The organism is Massilia sp. LXY-6, assembly GCF_051233485.1.
Taxonomy (GTDB): Bacteria; Pseudomonadota; Gammaproteobacteria; order Burkholderiales; family Burkholderiaceae_D; genus Telluria.
The window spans coordinates 171799-194278 of record NZ_JBKFGF010000001.1 but is presented as its reverse complement, the minus strand read 5'-3'; the positions used below and the strand labels follow the sequence as shown (position 1 = coordinate 194278).

The 22480-nt window shown below is 66.6% G+C and carries 15 protein-coding genes; all 15 read right to left on the bottom strand.

Annotated elements, in window-relative coordinates; all coding sequences use genetic code 11:
• Nucleotides 1-51: 51 nt before the first annotated feature.
• Entirely contained in the window at nt 52-708 is a 657-nt protein-coding gene (gene pdeM / locus ACI48D_RS00820; protein ID WP_435569305.1) for a ligase-associated DNA damage response endonuclease PdeM, read from the bottom strand.
• Nucleotides 705-3200, bottom strand: a complete 2496-nt coding sequence (locus tag ACI48D_RS00815; protein ID WP_435569304.1) for a ligase-associated DNA damage response DEXH box helicase — start codon at nt 3198-3200, stop codon at nt 705-707. Before ACI48D_RS00815 ends, pdeM begins: the two co-directional genes overlap by 4 nt.
• On the bottom strand, nt 3197-4828 hold the full coding sequence (locus ACI48D_RS00810; protein ID WP_435569303.1) for an ATP-dependent DNA ligase: 1632 nt from the start codon (nt 4826-4828) through the stop codon (nt 3197-3199). The genes ACI48D_RS00815 and ACI48D_RS00810 overlap by 4 nt, the downstream gene beginning before the upstream one ends.
• Nucleotides 4821-5897, bottom strand: coding sequence for a ligase-associated DNA damage response exonuclease (locus ACI48D_RS00805; RefSeq protein WP_435569301.1), 1077 nt, complete (start codon nt 5895-5897; stop codon nt 4821-4823). The genes ACI48D_RS00810 and ACI48D_RS00805 overlap by 8 nt, the downstream gene beginning before the upstream one ends.
• Before the next feature lie 8 nt (nt 5898-5905).
• Entirely contained in the window at nt 5906-7621 is a 1716-nt protein-coding gene (locus tag ACI48D_RS00800) for a RecQ family ATP-dependent DNA helicase (RefSeq protein ID WP_435569300.1), read from the bottom strand.
• A 459-nt stretch (nt 7622-8080) separates the two neighbouring features.
• Complete coding sequence (locus ACI48D_RS00795) at nt 8081-8416, bottom strand: DUF805 domain-containing protein (RefSeq protein ID WP_435569299.1); 336 nt, start codon at nt 8414-8416, stop codon at nt 8081-8083.
• 108 nt (nt 8417-8524) lie between these two features.
• Nucleotides 8525-10108: an alkyl hydroperoxide reductase subunit F gene (gene ahpF / locus ACI48D_RS00790; protein WP_435569298.1), complete on the bottom strand. Its 1584-nt coding sequence runs from the start codon at nt 10106-10108 to the stop codon at nt 8525-8527.
• A gap of 241 nt (nt 10109-10349) precedes the next feature.
• Nucleotides 10350-10913, bottom strand: a complete 564-nt coding sequence (gene ahpC / locus ACI48D_RS00785; RefSeq protein WP_435569297.1) for an alkyl hydroperoxide reductase subunit C — start codon at nt 10911-10913, stop codon at nt 10350-10352.
• A 112-nt stretch (nt 10914-11025) separates the two neighbouring features.
• Nucleotides 11026-12243, bottom strand: coding sequence for a hybrid sensor histidine kinase/response regulator (locus ACI48D_RS00780; protein ID WP_435569296.1), 1218 nt, complete (start codon nt 12241-12243; stop codon nt 11026-11028).
• A complete protein-coding gene (locus ACI48D_RS00775) occupies nt 12230-12862 on the bottom strand; it encodes a chemotaxis protein CheB (protein ID WP_435569346.1) in 633 nt (210 codons plus the stop codon). Before ACI48D_RS00775 ends, ACI48D_RS00780 begins: the two co-directional genes overlap by 14 nt.
• On the bottom strand, nt 12862-13653 hold the full coding sequence (locus ACI48D_RS00770) for a CheR family methyltransferase (RefSeq protein WP_435569345.1): 792 nt from the start codon (nt 13651-13653) through the stop codon (nt 12862-12864). The genes ACI48D_RS00775 and ACI48D_RS00770 overlap by 1 nt, the downstream gene beginning before the upstream one ends.
• A 35-nt stretch (nt 13654-13688) precedes the next feature.
• On the bottom strand, nt 13689-17156 hold the full coding sequence (locus tag ACI48D_RS00765; protein ID WP_435569295.1) for a response regulator: 3468 nt from the start codon (nt 17154-17156) through the stop codon (nt 13689-13691).
• 121 nt (nt 17157-17277) lie between these two features.
• Nucleotides 17278-19833, bottom strand: a complete 2556-nt coding sequence (locus ACI48D_RS00760; RefSeq protein ID WP_435569294.1) for an excinuclease ABC subunit A — start codon at nt 19831-19833, stop codon at nt 17278-17280.
• 136 nt (nt 19834-19969) lie between these two features.
• Complete coding sequence (locus tag ACI48D_RS00755; protein WP_435569293.1) at nt 19970-21046, bottom strand: SDR family oxidoreductase; 1077 nt, start codon at nt 21044-21046, stop codon at nt 19970-19972.
• A gap of 63 nt (nt 21047-21109) precedes the next feature.
• On the bottom strand, nt 21110-22456 hold the full coding sequence (locus ACI48D_RS00750) for a glycosyltransferase (RefSeq protein ID WP_435569292.1): 1347 nt from the start codon (nt 22454-22456) through the stop codon (nt 21110-21112).
• Nucleotides 22457-22480: the final 24 nt, after the last annotated feature.

Sequence of the window (22480 nt, the reverse complement as noted above, 5' to 3'; positions counted from 1 at the left end):
GTCATTATCAATGTGACCAGCTTACGCCGCGGAACGGAATGGCTCGGTGCGCTAACGTACGCTGTGCACGGCCTCGCCTGAGCTCACCCAGACCCGTTCGTCCGGTGCGGGCCGTAGCGCATGCCCGCCCGTAAATGCGCCGAAGGACGGCAGGATCATGCGCCGCGGTCCGGCGATGAAACAGGGCAGGCGCAGCGCGTCGAAGCGCGTCGCCAGCACGTACACCGGATGCACGTGGCCGGCCAGCACGTAGCCGGGCGCGTCGACGTCGGGATGGTGGCAGAAGGAAAACGGCCCGACCGTGTACGGTTCGTCGACCAGGTCGATGCCGAGCTGCGCGGCCGGATCGCCGGCATGCTTGTCGTGGTTGCCCCGCACCAGGGTGAGGATGAGCTCGCAGTTCTTCCTGCGCCAGGCCAGCATCGCGGCCTGGGTGCCGGCCGCGTGGGCCGCGCGCGCGTGCAGGAAGTCGCCCAGGAACAGCAGGTGCTGCGCGCCGGTCAGCAGTATCAGCTCGTCGAGCGCGTCCAGGTTTTCGCTGGTCGTCCCTTTCGGCACCGGAATGCCCCAGGAGCGGAAGGCCGCCGCCTTGCCGAAGTGGATGTCGGCGATCACGAGCATGCGCTCGCGCGGCCAGAACGCGGCCTTCTGCGGCAGCAGGATCAGCCGCTCTCCTCCGAGTTCGACCATCAGCGCGCCGGGGCTCATGCCGCGGCCGCCTTTTCCAGTTCGCGCACCATGCGCGCCACGCGGTCGGACAGCTTCTCGGTCGAGACCTTCTCGCGGAAACGCTCGACCATCAGCGGGAAGCCGAATGGCGTGGCACGCTTCACTTCGCGCCAGGCGAGGCGGCGTCCGTGCAGTTCGAGCAGGGTGTCGCGCAGGCGGGTCAGCTCCAGTTCCTGTTCCAGCACTTCGCGCTCGGCCTGGGTCAGCAGCAGGTTGCCGCTGTCGTGCTTGCGAAACACCTCGAAGAACAGCGAAGACGAAGCCTGCACCTGGCGCATCGATTTGTGCTGGCCCGGATAGCCCTGGAATATCAGGCCCGCGATGCGCGCCACTTCGCGGAAGCGCTGACGCGACAGCTGGGTCGCGTTCAGGGATTCGAGCACGTCTTCCAGCAGGCGTCCGGTATCGAACAGGCCGACGCCGGCACCGGTGTCCGCCGCGAACATGCCGTGCCAGTCCACCGGCTCCGGCGACAGCAATTCGAAACCGTAGTCGTTGACCGCCACCGAAAAGGTCGACGGCATCACGCGCCCGACGCGGAAGGCCAGCAACGAGGCCAGCCCGGTGTGCACCGAGCGCCCGGCAAAGGGATACACGAACAGGTGAAAACCTTCCCTGCTCTTCATGCTCTCGACCACCAGCACGTCGCTGCTGGGCAGGGCCGACCAGCGTTCCTGGATCTCCAGCAGCGGTCGCAACGCCTGCATTTCCGGGCCTTCGTAGCTGCCCTCGGCGGCCAGGCGCAGCTCTTCCAGCGCGGCGTGGGCCAGCTCGGAACTGAGCGGCATCTTGGTGCCGTTCCAGCGGCTGATCGCGCCCTTGGTACTGCTGCTGCGCTTCACGTAGGCGGTCATCTCGTGCACCCGCACCAGCTCCAGGATGCGGCCGCTGAACAGGAAGTGGTCGCCCGGCTTCAGGCGCCCGATGAAGGATTCCTCGACGCTGCCGATGCGCCCGCCGCTCATGTACTTTACCTGCATCTGCGCGTCCGAGACGATGGTGCCGATGCTCATCCGGTGGCGGCGCCCGATGGTGGCGTCGGGCACGCGGTAGACGCCCTCCTCGTCCGGCAGCACGCGCCGGTACTCGGGATACACCGACAGGCTCTGGCCGCCGTGGGCAACGAAGTCCAGCGCCCACTGCCATTCCTCTTTGGTCAGCTTGCGGTAGGACCAGGCGCTCCGGACTTCCTCGTACAGCTCGTCGCTGCGAAAGCCTCCGCCCAGCGCCACCGTCACTAGGTGCTGCACCAGCACGTCGAAAGGCTTGTTGGGCACCTGCCTGGCCTCGATGCGGCGGCTGGCGACGGCACGCTTGGCGCCGGCCGCTTCCAGCAGCTCCAGGCTGTTGGTCGGCACCAGGGTCACGCGCGAGATCCGTCCCGGCGCGTGGCCGCTGCGCCCGGCCCGTTGCAGCAGGCGCGCAATGCCCTTGGCGCTGCCGACCTGCAGCACGCGCTCGACCGGCAGGAAGTCCACGCCCAGGTCCAGGCTGGCGGTGCAGACCACGGCCTTCAGCTCGCCGCGTTTGAGGCCGCCTTCGACCCACTCCCGCGCCTCGCGGTCGAGCGAGCCGTGGTGCAGCGCCACCACGCCGGCCCAGTCGGGGCGCGCCTCGATCAGGTTCTGGTACCAGATCTCGGACTGCGAGCGGGTATTGGTGAAGACCAGCGTGGCCTCGTGCTTGTCGATCTCGTCGATGACCGGCTGCAGCATCTGCAGGCCCAGGTGGCCGCCCCAGGGAAAGCGCGAGACATTTTCCGGGATCAGCGAGTCGACGACGATCTGCTTTTTCAGGTCGCCTTCGACCAGAACACCTGCGGATTCTTCCGCATCGGTCCCGAGCAGCACGTGGCGTGCCTCCTGCAGGTTGCCCATGGTCGCCGACAGTCCCCACACGACGAGTTGCGGATTCCAGCGCCGCAACCGCGCCAGGGCGAGCTGTACCTGCACCCCGCGCTTGCTGCCCATCAGTTCGTGCCACTCGTCGATGATGACCATGTCGAGGTGCTTGAACTGGTCGCGCGCGGCCGCGTGCGAGAGCAGCAGCGACAGCGATTCCGGCGTCGTGATCAGCGCGCCGGGCAGGCTTTTGGACTGGCGCGCGCGCTCGGCGGAGCCGGTGTCGCCGGTGCGCGCGCCGAGGGTCCAGGCGCCGATCGCTTCCGGACTCGCGACGCCCAGTTCCGCTGCCGAGACTTCCAATGAACGCTGGGTGTCGGCCGCCAGCGCGCGCATCGGCGTGATCCACAGTACGCGCAGGCCGGTGCGGTCCCTGCGCGATCTGTTTGCGCCGCGCAGCATCGCCGCGAACCACACCGCGTAGGTCTTGCCGGCGCCCGTGTTCGCGTGCAGCAAGCCGGACTGCCCGGCCAGCGCGGCCTTCCACACGGCGCGCTGGAACGGAAACACCTTCCAGCCGCGCGCCGCGAACCAGGCATCGATGGCCTGCTCTGCCAGCGACTTGCTCATGGCCCCGTAGCCTGCAACAGGCCTTTTAGCGTATCCAGCGTATCCGCCTCCTCGACCGGCTTGTCGTCGCGCCGGCGCAAAATGCGCGGGAAGCGCACCGCGATGCCGGCCTTGTGGCGCGGCGACAGTGCGATGCCCTCGAAGCCCAGCTCGAACACCATGGTCGGTTTGACGGAGCGCACCGGGCCGAACTTCTCGACCGTCGTCTTGCGGATGGTGGCGTCGACCTGGCGGATCTCGGCATCGGTCAGGCCCGAATAGGCTTTCGCGAAGGGCACCAGGCGGCGCCGTTCTCCCTCGCCGTCCCACACGGCGAAGGTGTAGTCGGTGTACAGCGACGCGCGGCGGCCGCTGCCCGGCTGGGCGTAGATCAGCACGGCATCGACCGCGTAGGGGTCAATCTTCCACTTCCACCAGGTGCCGACATCCTTGGTGCGGCCCACGCCGTACCGGGCATTCCTCGCCTTGAGCATCATGCCCTCCACGCCGCGCGCGCGCGACTCGGCGCGCAGCGCACCGAGGTCGTCCCAGGTGTCGGCCGTCACCAGCGGCGAGATGCGCAGCTGCGGCTTGGCCACGCCCGTCACCAGGGTCTCCAGCAAGGCGCGCCGCTCATGCTGCGGCAGGCCGCGCAGGTCGACGCCGTCCAGTTCCAGCAGGTCGTAGGCCAGCAGCACCGCCGGCAACTCGGCCAGCAATTTGGCGCTCAGGGTCTTGCGGCCGATGCGCTTCTGGAGGTCGGCGAAGGGCGCCGGCGCATCTCCCGTGGTCCAGATCAGCACCTCGCCGTCGACCACCGTCCCTTCCGGTAGGCTCAATGCGCCCAGCTCGGGAAAGCGCTCGGTAATCAAATCCTCGCCGCGCGACCACAGGTAGTTCTGGCCCCCGCGCCGCACCAGCTGGGCGCGGATGCCGTCGTATTTCCACTCGACCTGCCAGTCGGACAGCATCCCGAGATCCGCCGGGTCGCCCTGCAGTTGATGCGCCAGGAAGAAGGGGTAAGGCTGCCCACCGCGCAGCTTGTGCTCGTCCTCGGACTGGGCCGCGATCAGTTGCAGGAAGCCGGCCCCCGTCGGGCTTACGCGGCCGTCCGTCCAGCCCATCAGGCGCTGGGCGATCAGCTTGGCGTCGACCGCGGCGATGGCCGCCAGCGCGCGCGTCACCAGCAGTTTCGACACCCCGACCCGGAAACCGCCGCCGATCAGTTTCACGAACAGGAAGCGTTCGCGCCAGGTCAGCTCGTCCCAGTACTCGAACAGCCTGTCGCGGATGGTGGCCGGGTCGGCGCCGCGCAAGGGGCCGATGCGCTCTTCCATCCATACGGCCAGGCCGACATCGCTGTGGCGCTTCGGCGCCGGCAGGATGTGGGCGATGGTCTCGGCCATGTCGCCCACCGCCGCGTGACATTCCTCGAACAGCCACTCGTCCAGGCCGGCGTATTCGATCGCCGCTTCGCGCAGCACCCTGGTCGGCACCGCCTGGCGCGGCTTGCCGCCGGCCAGGAAGTACACGGCCCAGGCGGCGTTGTCGGGAGACGCATGCTCGAAATAGTTCTGCAGCGCCTCGAGCTTGCGGTTGGTGGCGGTGGTTTCGTCGAGTTCGGCGTAGAGCTGGGCGAATTCACGCATCCTTCGCCTCCGCTTTTTTTGCCTCCCCCTCCTCCGGCGCGGCCGAGCCGGTCGCCTCATCGTTCGATGACGCGACGTCAGTCGCCTCATCGTCGCCATACTCGGTGTCGAAGGCTTTCGCGTCCAGTCCGATCTGGCACAGCCAGCGCACCATCACCGGAATCGAGCCGTGCGTGACCACCACCTGCTGGGCGCCGGTCGCTTCGATCGCACCGAGCAGCCCGGGCCAGTCGGCATGGTCCGACAGCACGAAGCCGCGGTCGACGCCGCGCCGCCGCCGCGCACCGCGCAGCAGCATCCAGCCGCTGGCGAAGGCGTCGCTGTAATCGCCGAAGCGGCGGGTCCAGGTCGAGCCGGCCGCCGAGGGCGGCGCCAGCACCAGGGCGCGCTTCATCTCGTCCTTGCCGGTCTCGCTGACCAGCTGCGTCGGCGGCAGTGCGACGCCGCCCTCGCGGTAGACGCGGTTCAGCGGTTCGACCGCGCCGTGGCAGACGATCGGACCGATCGAGGTATCCAGGCCGGACAGCACGCGCTGGGCCTTGCCGAAGGCGTAGGCGTACAGCACGCTGGTGCGGCCTTCGTCGGCGTTGCGGCGCCACCAGCGGTTGATCTCGTCGAACACTTCCTGCTGCGGATCCCAGCGATAGATCGGCAGGCCGAAGGTGGATTCGGTAATGAAGGTATGGCAGCGTACCGGCTCGAAGGGCGCGCAGGTCTTGTCGGGTTCGACCTTGTAGTCGCCCGAGGCGACCCAGACTTCTCCGCCATATTCCATCCGCACCTGGGCCGACCCCAGCACGTGGCCGGCCGGGTGCAGCGAGATGGCGACGCCCTTGTGCACCACGCGTTCGCCGTAGGCCACGCCATCGATGGCGATGTCGGCGCCGAGACGCGATTTCAGGATGCCGACGCTCGCATCCGAGGCAAGATAGTGCCGGTGGCCCCAGCGCGCGTGGTCGCCGTGGGCATGGGTGATGACGGCCCGCTCCACCGGCCGCCAGGGGTCGATGTAGAAATCACCGGGGACGCAGTACAGGCCCTCCTTGCGCACGACAACCATGTCACCCATATCGCTCCTTAATCGACGTGCTCGACGAACTCCTTCAGGAAGGAGCGCTGTTCGCCGTCGGGGAAGTCGATGCAGACCTGGTCGCCGGCGCTGGAGGTCACCACGCCCTCGCCATACTTCGGCACCTTCACGCGCGCGCCCGGCTCGAAGATAGACGCAGGATCGGGCTCCGGTTCCGGCGCGCGGTCGAACTCGTCGTCGCGGATCTCGATGTCTTCCGTCAGCACCGCCGCCGGCGGGTTCAGGCAGTTGTCGCAGCGGCAGCACTTCTCGAAGCCCTCGACCTCGTCGCCGAAGTAATCCAGCAGCAGCTTCCAGCGGCAAAAGCCGCTGACCGCATAGCTGACCATCTGCTCCAGCGCTTCCTTGTCGTGTTCCTGCTTCTGACGGTACACCGCGGCCATCGCCTCGAACAGGCTGCCCTTCGGTGCCTGGGCCGTCACGTTGAAGGCCAGCTTGCGCGACTGGCGCAGCAGCTTCGCATCCTTCAGCAGCTTCAGGCAGACTTTCAAATGCGGGCCGGCCAGCTCGCCGGCGACGTCCTCGACGCGCTCGGGCGTGGCGGTCTCATTTTCCGCCAGCGTGCGCACGGCGTCGTAGACGGCGCGGATCTCGTCCGCGGTCGGGTAGTGCTTCACCAGGAAGAACTGCTGTACCCGCTTGTCGTCCTGCAGGAACAGCAGCGTGCATTCGGCATCCTTGCCGTCGCGGCCGGCACGCCCGGACTCCTGGTAATAGGCTTCCAGGTTGGCGGGGATCTGCAGGTGGATCACGAAGCGCGTGTCCGGCTTGTCGATGCCCATGCCGAAGGCGTTCGTGGCGACCATCACGCGCCGTTCGTCGTTCATGAACAGGTCCTGGTTGGCCTTGCGCTCGCTCGATGCCAGCTTGCCGTGGTAGATGGTGACCGATTCGCCCTGCTCCTCCAGCACCTGGTACATCTCTTCGGCCATCTTGACGGTGGCGGCGTAGACGATGCCCTTGCCTTCGGTCTCGCTTACCAGGCGCAGCGCCTCCTGCAGCTTTTCGTCCGGGTTGGTCACCTGGATCACGCTGTACTGCAGGTTCGGGCGGTACACGCCGGTATTGATGACGTTCATCCGCGGGCGGTTGAGCTGGCGGCCGATGTCGTCGACCACGTCCTCGGTGGCGGTGGCGGTCAATGCCAGCACCGGCGGACGCCCCAGCGCCTCGATCGCGCCGGCCATCTCGAGGTAGGCCGGGCGGAAGTCGTGCCCCCATTGCGAGATGCAGTGGGCTTCGTCGACCACCACCAGGGCGATCTTCACTTGCTTCAGCACCTCGACGAACTCCGCCATCACCAGGCGCTCTGGGGTGCAGAACACGATCTCGCAGCGGTTTTCCGCGATCGCGGCGAGGGCCTCGCGCTCTTCTTCCGCAGACAGGCTGCTGTTGACCTGCACGGCGCGGATCCCCATCTCGCCCAGCTTCTCGAGCTGGTCCTTCATGAGAGAGATGAGCGGAGATACGACGACCGTCATCCCTTCGAGGATGCGGGCGGGGATCTGGTAGCACAGCGATTTACCGCTGCCGGTGGGCATGATCGCCAGCGTGTCCTTGCCGTCGAGGACGCTGTCGATCACGCGTTGCTGGCCGTCGCGCAGCTGCTGGATGCCGAAGACGGTATTCAGCAGGCGGCGGATGGTGTTGCGGCGTACCGCAAGCAGGCCTTTGTGCAGGAGTTTGGGTTCGTGTCGGGTCATGATGGCCCAACTGTACTGTTGGACGAACTGGACCGCCATAGGACGCAACCTACAGTTACCGTAGGAGCCCCACTGGCCTTTTCCACCAGCGGTCAGACAGGTTCGCAAGGTCAATTCCTACAACGCGGCGGATTCCCCGCCGATAGTTGCCAAACAGCAGCCGACTTATCATGGAACCATCATCTCACAACCGGCACTTCTCTGGAGGTTCATCATGATTCGCATCTTTCCCGCCACCTGGACCGCACTTCACGCTGGCCTGATCACCATCGCGACCTGGCTGCTGGTCGAGACCGATGCCCTGAATGGCATGGCGCCGATGTTCTTCCACTGATCGATGCGACAGACCTCGCAGTCCCGCATCCTCAACCTGGCGTGCCGATGGCATGCTCCAGCGACGCTACCTTGAGCTGAAGCTCAGCGGTCGGCGCGCTTTCCCTCGTCCCTTCCTCCAGTCTTTCAGACATAGACATCCCTCGAATTCGCGTAGCGATTCAGACGCGATTCCTGCGCCCAGAACACGATCAGGATAATCCAGCCGATCAGCGGAACGAAGTACAGCAGCTGCCACCATCCACTGCGGTCGGTATCGTGAAGGCGCCGGGTGGCCACGGCTAGCGAAGGCAGCAAGGTCGCGATATTGAATCCCAGCTGCAGCGCATTGCTGAACACCCCGCAGAAGAGCGACGCCAGGCACAGGAAAAGGAAGAACCACCAGTATTCCGAACGGGATGCCGTTCCTTCGAAAGTGGCGTATTTGCTGAAGCAGGTCTTGATCGATTCGAGAAACGTCATGGGATCCCCTGTTGACAGGCCGGCGGCCACCGTGGCCACCGGCAATCCCTATCGTACAGGGAATTTCCACCAAGAAATCTCTCGAACTTCCACGATGGTGGAGATAACTCAGGCCGCTTCGACCGCCACCGGCATGCGGATCAGGTAGTCGAAGGCGGCCAGTGCGCACTTGGCGCCATCGCCCGCCGCGATCACGATCTGCTTGAACGGCGTGGTGGTGGCGTCGCCGCCGGCGAACACGCCCGGGATGTTGGTGCGGCCGTGGGCATCGACCACGATCTCGCCGAAGCGCGACAGTTCCACGCTGCCCTTCAGCCATTCGGTGTTCGGTACCAGGCCGATCTGCACGAACACGCCTTCCAGTTCGACGTGGCGGTCTTCGCCGGACACGCGGTCCTTGAAGCTGATCCCGTTGACCTTCTTGCCATCGCCAGTGATCTCGGTGGTCTGGGCATTCACGTGGACGGTGACGTTCGGCAGGCTGTTCAGCTTGTTGACCAGCACCGCGTCCGCCTTCAACTGGTTGGCGAACTCGATCAGGGTCACGTGCTGGACGATGCCGGCCAGGTCGATCGCCGCTTCCACGCCCGAGTTGCCGCCACCGATCACGGCCACGCGCTTGCCCTTGTACAGCGGACCGTCGCAGTGCGGGCAGTAGTTCACGCCGGCGTTCTTGTATTCCTGCTCGCCCGGCACGTTGACGTTCCTCCAGCGCGCACCGGTCGACAGGATCACGGTGCTCGACTTCAGCGAGCCGCCGTTGGCGAAGCGCACCTCGACCAGCTCGCCCGGCGCCGACGGCGCGATCAGCTGCGCGGCTTCCTGCTGGGTCATGATGTCGACGCCGTAATGGCGCACCTGGGCTTCCAGCGCGGCCGAGAACTTCGGGCCGTCGGTTTCCAGCACCGAGATGTAGTTTTCGATCGACATCGTGTCGTTTACCTGGCCGCCCATGCGTCCGGTGGCGATGCCGGTGCGGATGCCTTTACGGGCCGCATACACGGCCGCTGCCGAGCCGGCCGGGCCGCCGCCGACGATCAGCACGTCGTACGGCTCCTTCGCATTCAGCTTGGCGGCGTCGCGCTCGCCGGCGCCCTTGTCCAGTTTGGCGACGATCTCTTCGATCATCATGCGGCCGGAACCGAACATCTCGCCGTTCAGGAACACCATCGGCACCGCCATCACCTGACGCTCCTCGACTTCCTTCTGGAAAGCGCCGCCTTCGATCACGGTGGTCTTGATGCGCGGGTTCAGGATCGCCATCAGGCTGAGTGCCTGCACCACGTCCGGGCAGTTATGGCAGGTCAGCGACATGTAGACGTCGAACTCGTAGTCGCCGTCGAGCGTCTTGATGGTGTCGATGACGTCCTGCTCGACCTTCGGCGGGTGGCCGCCGGTCCACAGCAGGGCCAGCACCAGCGAGGTGAATTCATGGCCCAGCGGCAGGCCGGCGAAGCGCAGGCTGGTGTCGCTGCCGGTGCGCTTCAGGCTGAACGACGGCTTGCGGGCGTCGTTGCCGTCGGTACGCAGGGTGATCTTGTCGCTGCGCAGGCCCTGGATGGTCTGCAGCAGGTCGAGCATCTGCTTCGAGGTCTCGCTGTCGTCGAGCGACGCCACCAGTTCGAACGGCTGCTGGACGCGCTGCAGGTAGGCGCCCAGTTGGGTCTTCAGGTCATTGTCGAGTACGCTCATGGTCTTTTCCTTTTCTTCAGTCGTGTTCAGGCCGATGCGACGCACATGCGGACGCATCCAATAATCAAAGTCGTAAATCTGGACCGGCAGATCGACCAGTTTGATCGCCTGTCTTTCAGGGCAGGCCCATCGCGGACGGGCTGCTTATCAGGAGGGGGTAGGAAACCGCCGCCCCTCGCGGACGGTCTCCGGGTAATGCTGGTACGACGTGGGCACGTTGTGCCCACCCTACCTAAATCGATTAGATCTTGCCGACCAGGTCCAGCGACGGCTTCAGGGTTTCGGCGCCTTCGCTCCACTTGGCCGGGCAGACTTCGCCCGGGTGCGAGGCGACGTACTGGGCAGCCTTAACCTTGCGCATCAGTTCCGATGCGTCGCGGCCGATGCCGTTGTCGTGCACCTCCATGACCTTAATCTGGCCTTCCGGATTGATGACGAAGGTACCGCGCAGGGCCATGCCTTCTTCTTCGATCATGACTTCGAAGTTGCGCGCCAGGGTACCGGTCGGGTCGCCGATCAGCGGGTAGTTCACTTTCTTGATGGCTTCCGAGGTGTCGTGCCATGCCTTGTGGGCAAAGTGGCTGTCGGTCGACACGCCGTAGACTTTCACGCCCATCTTCGCGAATTCCGGCTGGAAAGCAGCCAGGTCTTCCAGTTCGGTCGGGCAGACGAAGGTGAAGTCCGCCGGGTAGAACATCAGGACCGACCAGGTGCCTTTGAAGTCGGCTTCGGTCAGGTCGACGAACTTGCCGTCATGGAAAGCGGTTGCCTTGAACGGTTTGATCTCGGTGTTGATGATGGACATGAAAACTCCTCTTTCGGGGTTAAAAAAACGTTAGGTGCGTACTATACCGCGCACACTCTTGAATGTGAAATTAATTGAACGGATTTCTCTAATTGATTTTAGCTATCGGGAATCAGGCGGACATGGCCGTAGCCGGCACCGTCGCCTCGCTGCACGGCAGCAGCAAACTGAAGGTGGCGCCCTGCCCCGGCGTGCTCTGCACAGTGAGCTCGCCGCCGTGCGACACGGCCAGCTGGCGCGAGATGTACAGCCCCAGGCCGAGACCCTTCGGCTCGCCGGCCTTGGCGCCGCGTTCGTAGGGCTCGAAGATGCGGTCGATGTAGTCGGGGGCGATGCCCTTGCCGTGGTCACGCACGTCGATGCGCACATTGCAGCCGATCTCTTGCACGCTGACCTCGACCAGGCCGCCGCCGCCGTAGCGCAGCGCATTCGTCAGCAGGTTGACGATCACCTGCTCGATGCGGAACTCGTCCCACCAGCCTTCCACGGGGCCGTGGCCGGCCAGTTGCAGGGTCGCGTTGGCCGCGGCGGCCTGCAGGGACAGGTCGTTGACGACCCGTTCCAGCAGGCCCATCAGTTCGACCTTGCCCGGCCGGATCGACAGCGTCCCGCTCTTCATGCGCGAGACGTCCAGCATGTCGTCGATCAGGCGGATCATTGCCTTGATCTGGCGCTCGTCGCGCTTGATCATGTTGCCCACCTGCTCGGGATCGAAGGCAGGCAGGTTGCCGCGCTTGAGCTGCAGGCTGCGCATCTGCGTTTCCAGGAACAGCGTGTTGAGCGGGGTGCGCAGTTCGTGGGCCACCAGCGACATGAAATCGTCGCGCATGCGCAGCGAGCGCTGCAGCTCTTCCTGGGTCTTGTTCAGCTCGCGCAGCAGGACGTCCTGCTCGCGCCGGCTGCGCTCCAGCGCTTCCATCTGGCGCCGCATCTCGCGGCGCTGCTGGTCGAGGGTGACGAAGACGTTGACCTTGCTGCGCACCGCGTCCGGGTCGAGCGGCTTGTGCAAAAAGTCGACCGCGCCCTGCTCGTAGCCCTTGAATGCATAGTTCAGCTCGCGCCCCGCGGCCGAGACGAACACGATCGGGATGTTGCGGGTGCGCTCCGTGCCGCGCATCAGCTCGGCCAGTTCGAAGCCGTCCATGCCCGGCATCTGGACGTCCAGGATGGCGAGCGCGAACTCGTGCTCGAGCATCAGGGTCAGCGCCTGTTCGCCGGACAAGGCCTGGAATACCTGGCGCTGGCCGTCGCGGATCAGGGCGTCCAGCGCGCGCAGGTTTTCCGGCAGGTCGTCGACGATCAGCAGTTTGCTTGGATTATTCGGGCTCATGAGTGTCTTTCTCCAGCATGGGCAGCAAGGCCCCGATGCGGGCCAGGGGCAGGATCAGGTGCGGCGAAAAACGGTCGATGGCGCTCCTGGGCATGGTGGCGACCTGGGCGTCATCGGGATCTTGGACGACGGTCAGTCCGCCGCCCGCATGGATTGCGGCCATGCCGGCGGCGCCGTCGTGGTTGGCACCGGTGAGCAGGATGCCGACCAGGCCGGGGCCGTAGGCGTCGGCGCTCGATTCCATCAGCACGTCGATGGACGGGCGCGCGAAATGTACGGGCGCTTCGCAGCTCAGCGAGAACGTCAAGTCGCGTTCCACGGACAGGTGGTAGCCGGGGCCGGCGAAATACACGGTGCCGGGCTCGATGGCTTCCTTGTCGAGCGCTTCCCTGACCGGCAGCGGCAAGCGCTCGGCGAACAGCGCGGCGAGGCGGCTCTCGCGGTCGGCCGGCAGGTGCAAAATACACATGACCGGCAACCGGCAGGCGGCAGGCAGCGCCGGCAGCAGCGCCCCCAGGGCCTCGACCCCGCCGGCGGACGCGCCGATCACCACCGCCTCGATGCGGCGGCCGGCAAGCAGCGCCCGCAGCCCGGCGTCATCCATGGCGGCGGACGGCATCATGCGCCCACCTTGCGGAAGATGCGCTCGCGCCTGGCGAGCGGCTCGAAACGCTGGGCATAGCTGGAAAAGTCGATGCTCTCCTTGCTGCCCAGCCCCAGGAAGCCGCGGTGCACCAGCGATTCGTGGAACAGGCCCAGCACCCGGTTCTGCAGGCGTCGGTTAAAGTAGATCATCACATTGCGGCAGCTGATGAAATGGGTTTCGGCGAACACGCTGTCGGTGGCCAGGCTGTGGTCGGCGAAGGTCACGTTTTCCACCAGCGTACGCTCGAACAGCGCCCCGCCATAGGCCGCCGTGTAATAGTCCGAGAAGGCCCGGGTGCCGCCGGCCTTCTGGTAATTCTCGGTGTACAGGCGCATGCGCTCGAGCGGCATCACGCCGCGCCGCGCCGCTTCCAGCGATTCCGGATTGATGTCGGTGGCGTAGATCAGGCTGCGCTCCAGCAAGCCCTCTTCCTGCAGCAGGATCGCCAGCGAATACACCTCTTCGCCGGTGCTGCAGCCGGCCACCCAGATCTTCAGCGAGGGATAGGTCTCTAGGTGCGGCACGACATACTCGCGCACGGCCAGGTAGTACTCGGGATCGCGGAACATTTCCGTGACCGGAATGGTCAGGAATTGCAGCAAGCGGGCAAAGGCGCTCGGCTCGTGCATCACCCTGGCTTGCAGCGCAGACACGGTATCGCACTCCATCGCACGCATGGCAGCCAGCACGCGGCGTTTTTGCGACGCGCCGGTGTAGTCGCGGAAGTCGTAGTTGTACTTGAGATAGACAGCTTCGACCAGCATCCGCAGTTCGATATCGATATCGCTCGGAGTATGCTTCAAATCCGCTCCATGGTCGGCATCCATACCCGCAGCAGCGAGTACAGGCGGGTCAAATCGATCGGCTTGGCGAGATAGTCGTTGGCGCCGGCGGCCAGGCACTGTTCCTGGTCATCCTTCATCGCCTTGGCGGTGATCGCGATGATCGGCAGGCGCGTGAAGCGGGGGTCCTGGCGAATCCTGCGCGTCGCCTCCAGGCCGTCCATGCCGGGCATCATGACGTCCATCAGCACCAGATCGATCGCCTCCACCTGGTCGAGCTTGGCAAGGGCTTCGAAGCCGTTGCGGCCCACCTCCACGTGCGCGCCGCGCTGCTCCAGCGCGCTGGTCAAGGCAAACACGTTGCGCACGTCGTCGTCCACCAGCAGGATGGTCCTGCCCTCGAACACCCGGTCGCGTCCGCGCACGCTCTTGAGCATGGTCTGGCGCTCCGACGACAGCTGCGCTTCCACCTTGTGCAGGAACAGCGTCACTTCGTCGAGCAGGCGTTCCGGCGAACGCGCCCCCTTGATGATAATGGAACGCGAGTATTTCAGCAGTTCCGCTTCTTCCTCGCGCGTCAGGTTGCGTCCGGTGTACACGATGACAGGCGGGAAGGAGCAGAGTTCTTCCACCGACATGCGTTGCAGCAATTCGTTGCCCTGCATGTCCGGCAGCTTCAGGTCGATGATCATGCAATCGAAAATCTGCGTGCGCAACAGGTTCAGCGCTTCTTCGCCCGAACCGACCGCCGCGATCTCGACGTCGTTGTCGGACACCAGCTGGACCACGCTGTCGCGCTGGCGCTCGTCGTCCTCGACCAGCAGCACCCGCTTCACCTTCTGCGAAGACTTGTCCTTCAGCTTGCGGAATACTTCCTCCAGCTGCTCCCGGGAGGTCGGCTTCAGCGCGTAGCCGATCGCGCCCAGGTGCAGCGCTTCGCCGCCGTTTTCCTGGCTCGACACCACGTGCACCGGAATGTGGCGGGTGGACGGGTTGTCCTTCAGCTGCTGCAGCACCGACAGGCCGGAACGGTCCGGCAGGCGCATGTCGAGCAGGATCGCGTCCGGCTTCTCGCCGGTGGCCAGCTCCAGGCCCTCCGCCGCGGTCAGCGCGACCAGGCAGCGGAAGTCCATGTCGTGCGCCAGGCCATAAAGGATGCGCGCGAATTCCGGCTCGTCCTCGATCACCAGCGCGGTGCGGCGGCCGGACGCCGGCTCGGCGCGGTCATCGTCGAAGCGCGGAGCGGCCGGAAGGTCGGCGGCGGCCAGGGCCACGGCTGGCGCCGGTGCCTCTGCCTGCGCCGGCTTGGCCGCATGCACCAGCTGGGGCGCCGGCGGCGTCGCGGCGACGGCGCCGTCGCGGGGCAGGCTGAGCATGAAGGTGCTGCCTTCGCCGAGCGTACTCGCCACGGTCAGCGTGCCGCCCAGCAGGTTCGTCAGGTCGCGCGAGATCGACAGGCCCAGGCCGGTGCCGCCGTACTTGCGCGCGGTCGAGCCGTCGGCCTGGTGGAAGGCGTCGAAGATCTTGTCCTGCTGCTCGGGCGCGATGCCGATGCCCGAATCCTGCACCTCGAACTGCACCCAGCCGTCGGCGTTCGCGCTGACCGTCAGGCTGACGCGGCCGGCATCGGTGAACTTGACCGCGTTCGACAACAGGTTCTTCAGGATCTGCTCGAGGCGCTGGCGGTCGGTGTGGATCGACACCGGCACGCCCGGCTCGACCGTCAGCGCGAATTCCAGGTGCTTCTGCTGCGCCAGCGGCTCGAAGCTGCGCGCCAGGCCCTCGATCACGCGGCGCAGCGGCAGCTCTTCCGGCACCAGTTCCAGCTTGCCGGCCTCGACCTTCGAAATATCGAGGATGTCGTTGATCAGGTTCAGCAGGTCGTTGCCGGCCGAGTAGATGGTCTGGGCAAAGCGCACCTGCTCTTCGTTCAGGTTGCCGGCCGCGTTGTCCGACAGCAGCTTGGCCAGGATCAGCGAGCTGTTCAGCGGCGTCCTGAGCTCGTGCGACATGTTCGCCAGGAATTCCGACTTGTAGCGGCTGGCGCGCTCCAGCTCCAGCGCACGCTCGCGCAGCTGGTCCTGGGCCGTGCTCAGGGCCGTATTCTTCAGGTCGAGGTTGGCGGCCTGCTCGGACAGCTGCTCGTTGGTCTGCTCCAGCTCGGCCTGCTGGTTTTCCAGCGCCGTCTGCGATTCCTCGAGCGCGCGCGACTGCTCTTCCAGTTCCTCGTTGGCGGTGCGCAGTTCTTCCTGCTGGACCTGGAGCTCCTCGTTCAGGGCCTGCTGCTCTTCCAGCGCCAGTTGCAGGCGCTGGCGGTAGACCACCGAGGCCACCGAAGCCCCGACCGCCGGGCCGATCAAGGCCATGAATTCGGTGTCGCGCTCGCGCACGCCGTGCAGGAAGCCGATCTCGATCACGCCCTTGATCTTGCCGTGGTTCGAGATCGGCGCGATCAGGAGTTCGCGCGGCGCGGTCTCGCCCAGTCCCGAGCCGACCTTGATGTAGTCGGACGGCAGCTCGCGCAGGGTCAGGATGCGGCCCTGGTTGGCGGCCTGCGCGGCCAGCGACCCCTTGGGCTGGATCACCCTGGCGTGCTGGTCCTGGTGCGAGAAGCCATACGCGCCGATGCGGGTCAGCACGCCATCGTCGCTGCGCACGTACATCGCGGCCACGACACCGCCCAGGTAAGGCGTCACGTAGTCCAGCACGGCCGCGGCCAGCGGTTCGAGCTCGTGCAGGTTGGTGCTCTTCGTTGCGAGCTCGGCCTGGCCGGTGCGCAGCCAGTCCTGGTGACGCAACTGGGCATTGTGCTCGGCCTCGTGCGCCAGGATCTCGCCGTACGAATTGGAGAGGCCCAGCAGTTCGCGGCGGCCGAACAGGGCCAGCAGGCCCGCCACGACCAGGCTGAACAGCAGGAAGGCGGCGACCGACCAGCCGATCACGGTGCGCGAGGAGCTGTTTCTCTGCTGCAGCAGGTTTTCCTCGGATTCCACGAAGCGCGCGAACTGGCGCCGCATTTCGTCGGTCAGGATCCGGCCGCGTCCGCTCTTGACGAATTCGGTGACGTCCCGCCCGTTATTGCGGCGCGCGATCGCCTCCTCGGCGAAGATTTCCCATTCCTTTTCGGCGGCGCGGATCCGCCTGACACGGTCCAGCTGTGCCGGATTGTCGTCCACCATCCGCGCCAGCGTGTTGAGTTCGCCATCGATCTTCTGCTTGGCATCCAGGTAAGGCGCCATGAAATCCTTGTCCCCGGACAGCAGGAAACCGCGCATGCCGGCTTCCATGTCCGCCGACATGCGGCTGACTTCGTTGGCGCGTCCGATCGCGCGCTCGGAATGTTCGACCCAGTTGAGCACATTGATCAGGTAGGCAATGATGCCGACGAAGACCAGTGCGCTCAGCACCCCCATGCCCAGCGGCATGGCGACATTGCGGGACAGGATGCGTCGGAACTGGCTGCTGTCGATACTCGATCCAGTCATGCTTGATGGCTACTCTTAAGAAAAAAATATCCTAAGTGTAACGCAAATGCAAAATTCCGCCTGTTCCCTTGAACATGCGGTTTGCATATTTCCACTGCTGTTGACGGCAGGTTCCAGGTAGTTAAGGCAAATACTCGGCCAGATAAGGCGCGGTGCGGCTGGCGCGGCTGGCCGCGACCCGCGCCGGCGGACCGGCCGCCACCACCGTGCCGCCGGCCTCTCCGGCGCCGGGCCCGATGTCGACCACCCAGTCGCAGGCGGCGGCCACGCGCATCGTGTGCTCGACCATGATGACGGTGTTGCCGGCATCGACCAGCCGGTTCAGCTGCGCCACCAGGCGGTCGGTGTCGAGCGGATGCAGGCCGGTGGTCGGCTCGTCCAGCACGTACAGGGCGCCGCCGCGGGTGGCGCGCTGCAATTCCGTCGCCAGCTTGATCCGTTGGGCCTCGCCGCCCGACAGCTCGGTCGCGCTCTGTCCCAGGCGCAGGTAGCCCAGACCGACCTCGCGCAGCACCTGCAGCGGCCGCGCCACCGCGTCCTGGTCTTCGAAGAAGGCGTGGGCTTCGTCGACCGTCATGCCCAGCACGTCGGCGATGTTGCGTTCCTTATACCTGATCTTCAGGGTATCGGCGTTGTAGCGCGCGCCCTCGCAGGTCGGGCACGGCGCGTACACGCTGGGCAGGAACAGCAGCTCGACCATCACGAAACCCTCGCCCGCGCAGTGCTCGCAGCGGCCCTTGGCGACGTTGAACGAGAAGCGCCCGGCATCGTAGCGGTGCTTCTTCGCGGCCGGGGTGGCGGCGAACAGCTTGCGCACCTGGTCGAACAGCCCCGTGTAGGTGGCCAGATTCGAGCGCGGCGTGCGCCCGATCGGCTTCTGGTCGACCCGCACCAGGCGCTTCACGCCGTCCATGCCCGCGGCGATGCGGCCGATGGTTTCCACTTTCTGCTCCTGCTCGAGGCCCGGCTCCTGCTCCGCCTCCTCTTCCTGGCCGCCCTGGCCCAGCGCTTGCGTCACCAGGTCGACCAGCACCTGGCTTACCAGGGTCGACTTGCCGGAACCGGACACGCCGGTCACGCAGCTCATCACGCCGAGCGGAAACTCGGCCTTCAATTCGTGCAGGTTGTTGCGGGTGACGCCTTCGAGCTTCAGCCAGCCGCTCGGCTCGCGCAGCGTGCGCGCTTGCGGCTTGACGTCGCCGAATAGGTAGCGCCGCGTGTGCGAACGCTCGACTTTTTCAAGACCCTCGGGCGGGCCGCTGTACAGGATCTCGCCGCCGCCCTCGCCCGCCTGCGGGCCGACGTCGACGATCCAGTCGGCGTGCCGGATCACGTCCAGCGCGTGCTCGACCACGAACAGGGAGTTGCCCGCCGCCTTCAATTGCGCCAGCGCCGCCAGCAGCGCTTCGGTGTCGGCCGGATGCAGGCCGGCCGAGGGCTCGTCCAGCACATACACCACGCCGAACAGGCTGGAACGCACCTGGGTCGCCAGGCGCAGGCGCTGCAATTCTCCCGGCGACAGGGTCGGCGTGCTGCGCTCCAGCGCCAGGTAGCCCAGTCCCAGGTCGAGCAGCACCCCGAGCCGGGCACACAGGTCGGCGGCGATGCGCCGGGTGACGATCAGCTGTTCCGGGTGCTTGGCGGCGGTGGCGTTTTCCGGCACCTCGCCCTTCGCATAGGGCTTGAGGATCTGCGCCAGCCGTTCGAGCGGCAGGCGCGACAGTTCGGTGATGTCCATGCCAGCGAAGCTCACGGACAAGGCTTCCTGGCGCAGGCGCTTGCCACGGCACAGCGGGCACTCGGTACTGACCATGTAGCGCGCCACCCGCTTCTTCATCGACGCGCTCTCGGTGTTGGCGAAGGTCTGCAGCACGTAGCGGCGCGCGCCGCTGAAGGTGCCCTGGTAGCTGGGCGTGTCCTTGCGCTTCAGGGCCTGCTTCGTCTCTTCCGGCGTGAGGCCGGCGTACACCGGCACGGTCGGGGTCTCGTCGGTGAACAGGATCCAGTCGCGGTCCTTCTTCGGCAGTTCGCGCCAGGGCGTATCGACGTCGTAGCCCATGGTAACGAGGATGTCGCGCAGGTTCTGGCCGTGCCAGGCCGGCGGCCAGGCCGCCACCGCGCGCTCGCGGATGCTCAGGGAATCATCGGGAACCATCGACGCCTCGGTGGCTTCGTAGACCCGGCCCAGGCCCGAGCACTGCGGGCAGGCGCCTTCCGCCGTGTTGGGCGAGAACGATTCGGCGTACAGCAGCGGCTGGTCGGGTGGATAGTCGCCGGCGCGCGAATACAGCATGCGCAGGGAGTTCGACAGCGTGCTGACGCTGCCGACCGAGGAGCGCGCGGTCGGCGTGCCGCGCTGCTGCTGCAGGGCCACCGCCGGCGGCAGGCCGTCGATCTCGTCGACTTCCGGCACCGGCATCTGGTGAAACAGCCGGCGCGCGTAGGGCGAGACCGATTCCAGGTAACGCCGCTGCGCCTCGGCATACAGGGTGCCGAAGGCCAGCGAGGACTTGCCCGAACCGGACACGCCCGTGAACACGACCAGCGCGTCGCGCGGCAGTTCCACGTTGACGTTCTTGAGGTTGTGCTCGCGCGCGCCGCGCACGCGCACGCGGCCGTGGTCGGCGTGGACGCCTGGGGTGCCGCGGGGTTCGCCTTCGGTCTGCTTGCGGCGCATCGGCCCTCCATGGATGACGTGGATAGCAGTATTAAAGCGTACCCGTCCGGTCAGGCGCGGTGCGCTGGCGCACGCAGTGCCCGCCTCGCTGTCATCGCCTGCGCGGGGACGGCGGTGGACGGCGGAGGGCGACCGTTCAGGGAATCAGCCGCTGCGCCCGCAGGGCCGCGAACAGGTCGAAGAAGGAATCCTCGGTCGACTGCCAGGCCGCAAAGCCCAGGCGCCGGCTGTTGGCCATGTCGGTCATGACCTCGATCGGGCGGCCGAGGTCGAGGTCGGTGTGCCAGGGCGAGGCCAGGCGGCTCAAGTCGGCCTCCTGCAGGTGATGGCGGCGCGCCATGTCGCTCCACAACTGCGCATCGTCGGCCATCGCGGCTTCGAGCGGCTGCACGGTGCCGCCGAAGCCTTCCGCCTGCACGCCGAACCAGGCCGCCAGGCGACGCCACAGCCAGCTCCAGCGGAAGTAGTCGCCGTTCGTGATATTGAATGCTTCGTTGCGCGCGGCGTCGGTATCGGCGGCCCAGCGCAACTGCCTGGCCAGCATGCGCGCATCGGTCACGTCGCACAGGCCGTTCCACTGCGCTTCCGAGCCGGGGAAGCGGAACGGGCGCCCGGTCTCCTTGCAGATCGAGGCGTACACGGCCAGCGTGGTGCCCATGTTCATGGCGTTGCCGACCGCCATGCCGATGATGCTGTGCGGGCGGTGGATGGTCCAGGTGAAGCGGTCGCGCGCGGCCGCGGCATAGACCTCGTCTTCCTGGGCATAGTAAAAATTGTCGAGCGGCAGGCGCGGTTGGGATTCGCGCAGCGGCGTGTCCGGCAGCGTGCCCGAGCTGGCATAGGCCTCGAAAGGGCCGAGGTAATGCTTCAAGCCCGTCACCAGGGCCACGTGGCGCAGCGATTTCTTTGAAGAGAGCGCATCGAGCAGGTTGCGCACCAGCAGGGCGTTGACGCGGATGTTCTCGGCCTCGGACTCCTGGCGCATCCAGGTCGTGATGAAGACGTGGGTGGGCGCCTCATTGCCCATCGCGGCCACGGCAGCCTGCAGGCCGACCTCGTCGAGCAGGTCGGCGGCCACCGGGATCAGGCCCGGCAGGTCGCGCGGCGGATGGCGCGCCAGTCCGTACACGGTCCAGCCATTGGCCAGCAATTCGCGTGCCGTATAGCGGCCGCCGATGCCGCTCGCGCCGACGACCAGTGCACTTCGTTGCATAGCTACTCCCGGGAAATCGCTGGAAAGCGTCATTCTTGCGCGCTTTCGGCAAGGGCCGGCGCGCTATTGCCCCAGCTCATCAGCCGCCAGGGCTTCCAGGCGCGCGCACAGGTCCTGGAGCGGCTGCCCGGCGTCGAAGCGCCGCGCGACCTCGCGGCAGCGGCCGGCCAGCCTGTCGTCGCCCAGCAACTGGCGCAGCGCCGCCGTCAGCTGCGCATCGTCGAGCTTCGACGCCGGCAGGCCGGCGCCCACGCCCAGCGCCGCCACGCGCGCCGCGTTGTCGAACTGGTCGTGCGCCAGCGGCACCACCAGTTGCGGCGTGCCGGCACGCAGGGCCTCGGCCGTGGTGCCGATGCCGCCGTGGTGGGCCAGCAGCGCCAGGTGCGGCAGCAGCCGGCGCAGCGGCACGTAGTCCTGCCACAGGATCGACGCCGGCAGATCGGGCGGCAGCTGCTCGTGGTGCGGGGTCAGGAAGATCGCGCGCAGGCCGAGGCGCTCGACCGCGGCGCGCGCATGCTCGTAGTAGGCACGGGCCTGGGTGTTGCCGGTGCCGTGGGTGAAGGCGAGCGGCCGGCTGCCCTGCGCCAGGAAGCCCGCCAGTTCGGGCGACAGAGCGGCATCCGGGTTCGGATCGAACAGCGGGAAGCCGGCGCGGTACAGGGGTTGGGGCCAGTCCGGCTGGGTCGGCGCGAACCATTCCGGAAACAGCGTCACCGACAGGTCGGGCACCGTGAACAGGTGCCCCAGCATGCTCGCCACCTTCGGCATCCCGCGTGCCGTGCGCGCCGCGTTCACGTCCGCCAGCGCCACCGGATCGATGAAGCCGGTTGCCAGGCGCCGCAACAGCCAGCGCCGCAGGCCCAGCGGCACCCAGGGCGGCACCCGCCATGGGCCGAGCATCAGCGGGTCGTGGACGGTCGGCAGGTTCTGCGGCGCCAGGTAGGCCGCCGCCACCTTCAGGCCGGGACGCGCGGCCCGGCACAGGTCCGCTTCCGGCAGGGCCAGCGGGTGCACCAGCAGCACGCAGGGTTCGTCGGCCGGCAAGGCGTCGACGAAGGGGGCGATCTGCGCCATCGCCGGCCGCGTCGCGCGCCAGACCACGCCGAAGCCGCGCGTCGCATGCCAGAGATCGGGATCGGCCAGTACGCCGGCGTCGACCGGCAGGCCGACGAAGGGCAAGCCGGTGCCGGCGACATACGGCGCATGCTGCTCCGGCGCCAGGAAGCTGACGCGGTGGCCGCCTGCGCGCAGGGCCAGCGCCATCGCCATGAAGGGGAACAGGTCGCCGGCCGAGCCGATGGTGACGACCACGAAGTGCGCCTTGCGGCTGGGCTGGGTTGCGGACATGGCGCCACTGTAAGCGAAAACACCCTGCACGGCGTGGACCGTGCAGGGTGTTTTCGGGATCATCGACTATTCGCTAGCAATGCATGC

Excerpts from the sequence above, each read along its gene's own strand:
- ahpC (WP_435569297.1), bottom strand. The coding sequence starts at position 10,913 with ATGTCCATCATCAACACCGAGATCAAACCGTTCAAGGCAACCGCTTTC.
- ACI48D_RS00800 (WP_435569300.1), bottom strand. The coding sequence starts at position 7,621 with ATGACCCGACACGAACCCAAACTCCTGCACAAAGGCCTGCTTGCGGTA.
- ACI48D_RS00750 (WP_435569292.1), bottom strand. The coding sequence starts at position 22,456 with ATGATCCCGAAAACACCCTGCACGGTCCACGCCGTGCAGGGTGTTTTC.
- ACI48D_RS00760 (WP_435569294.1), bottom strand. The coding sequence starts at position 19,833 with ATGCGCCGCAAGCAGACCGAAGGCGAACCCCGCGGCACCCCAGGCGTC.
- ACI48D_RS00805 (WP_435569301.1), bottom strand. The coding sequence starts at position 5,897 with ATGGGTGACATGGTTGTCGTGCGCAAGGAGGGCCTGTACTGCGTCCCC.
- ACI48D_RS00780 (WP_435569296.1), bottom strand. The coding sequence starts at position 12,243 with ATGAGCCCGAATAATCCAAGCAAACTGCTGATCGTCGACGACCTGCCG.
- ACI48D_RS00765 (WP_435569295.1), bottom strand. The coding sequence starts at position 17,156 with ATGACTGGATCGAGTATCGACAGCAGCCAGTTCCGACGCATCCTGTCC.
- ACI48D_RS00775 (WP_435569346.1), bottom strand. The coding sequence starts at position 12,862 with ATGCCGTCCGCCGCCATGGATGACGCCGGGCTGCGGGCGCTGCTTGCC.
- ACI48D_RS00810 (WP_435569303.1), bottom strand. The coding sequence starts at position 4,828 with ATGCGTGAATTCGCCCAGCTCTACGCCGAACTCGACGAAACCACCGCC.
- ACI48D_RS00770 (WP_435569345.1), bottom strand. The coding sequence starts at position 13,653 with ATGCTGGTCGAAGCTGTCTATCTCAAGTACAACTACGACTTCCGCGAC.
- ACI48D_RS00815 (WP_435569304.1), bottom strand. The coding sequence starts at position 3,200 with ATGAGCAAGTCGCTGGCAGAGCAGGCCATCGATGCCTGGTTCGCGGCG.
- pdeM (WP_435569305.1), bottom strand. The coding sequence starts at position 708 with ATGAGCCCCGGCGCGCTGATGGTCGAACTCGGAGGAGAGCGGCTGATC.
- ACI48D_RS00755 (WP_435569293.1), bottom strand. The coding sequence starts at position 21,046 with ATGCAACGAAGTGCACTGGTCGTCGGCGCGAGCGGCATCGGCGGCCGC.
- ACI48D_RS00795 (WP_435569299.1), bottom strand. The coding sequence starts at position 8,416 with ATGACGTTTCTCGAATCGATCAAGACCTGCTTCAGCAAATACGCCACT.
- ahpF (WP_435569298.1), bottom strand. The coding sequence starts at position 10,108 with ATGAGCGTACTCGACAATGACCTGAAGACCCAACTGGGCGCCTACCTG.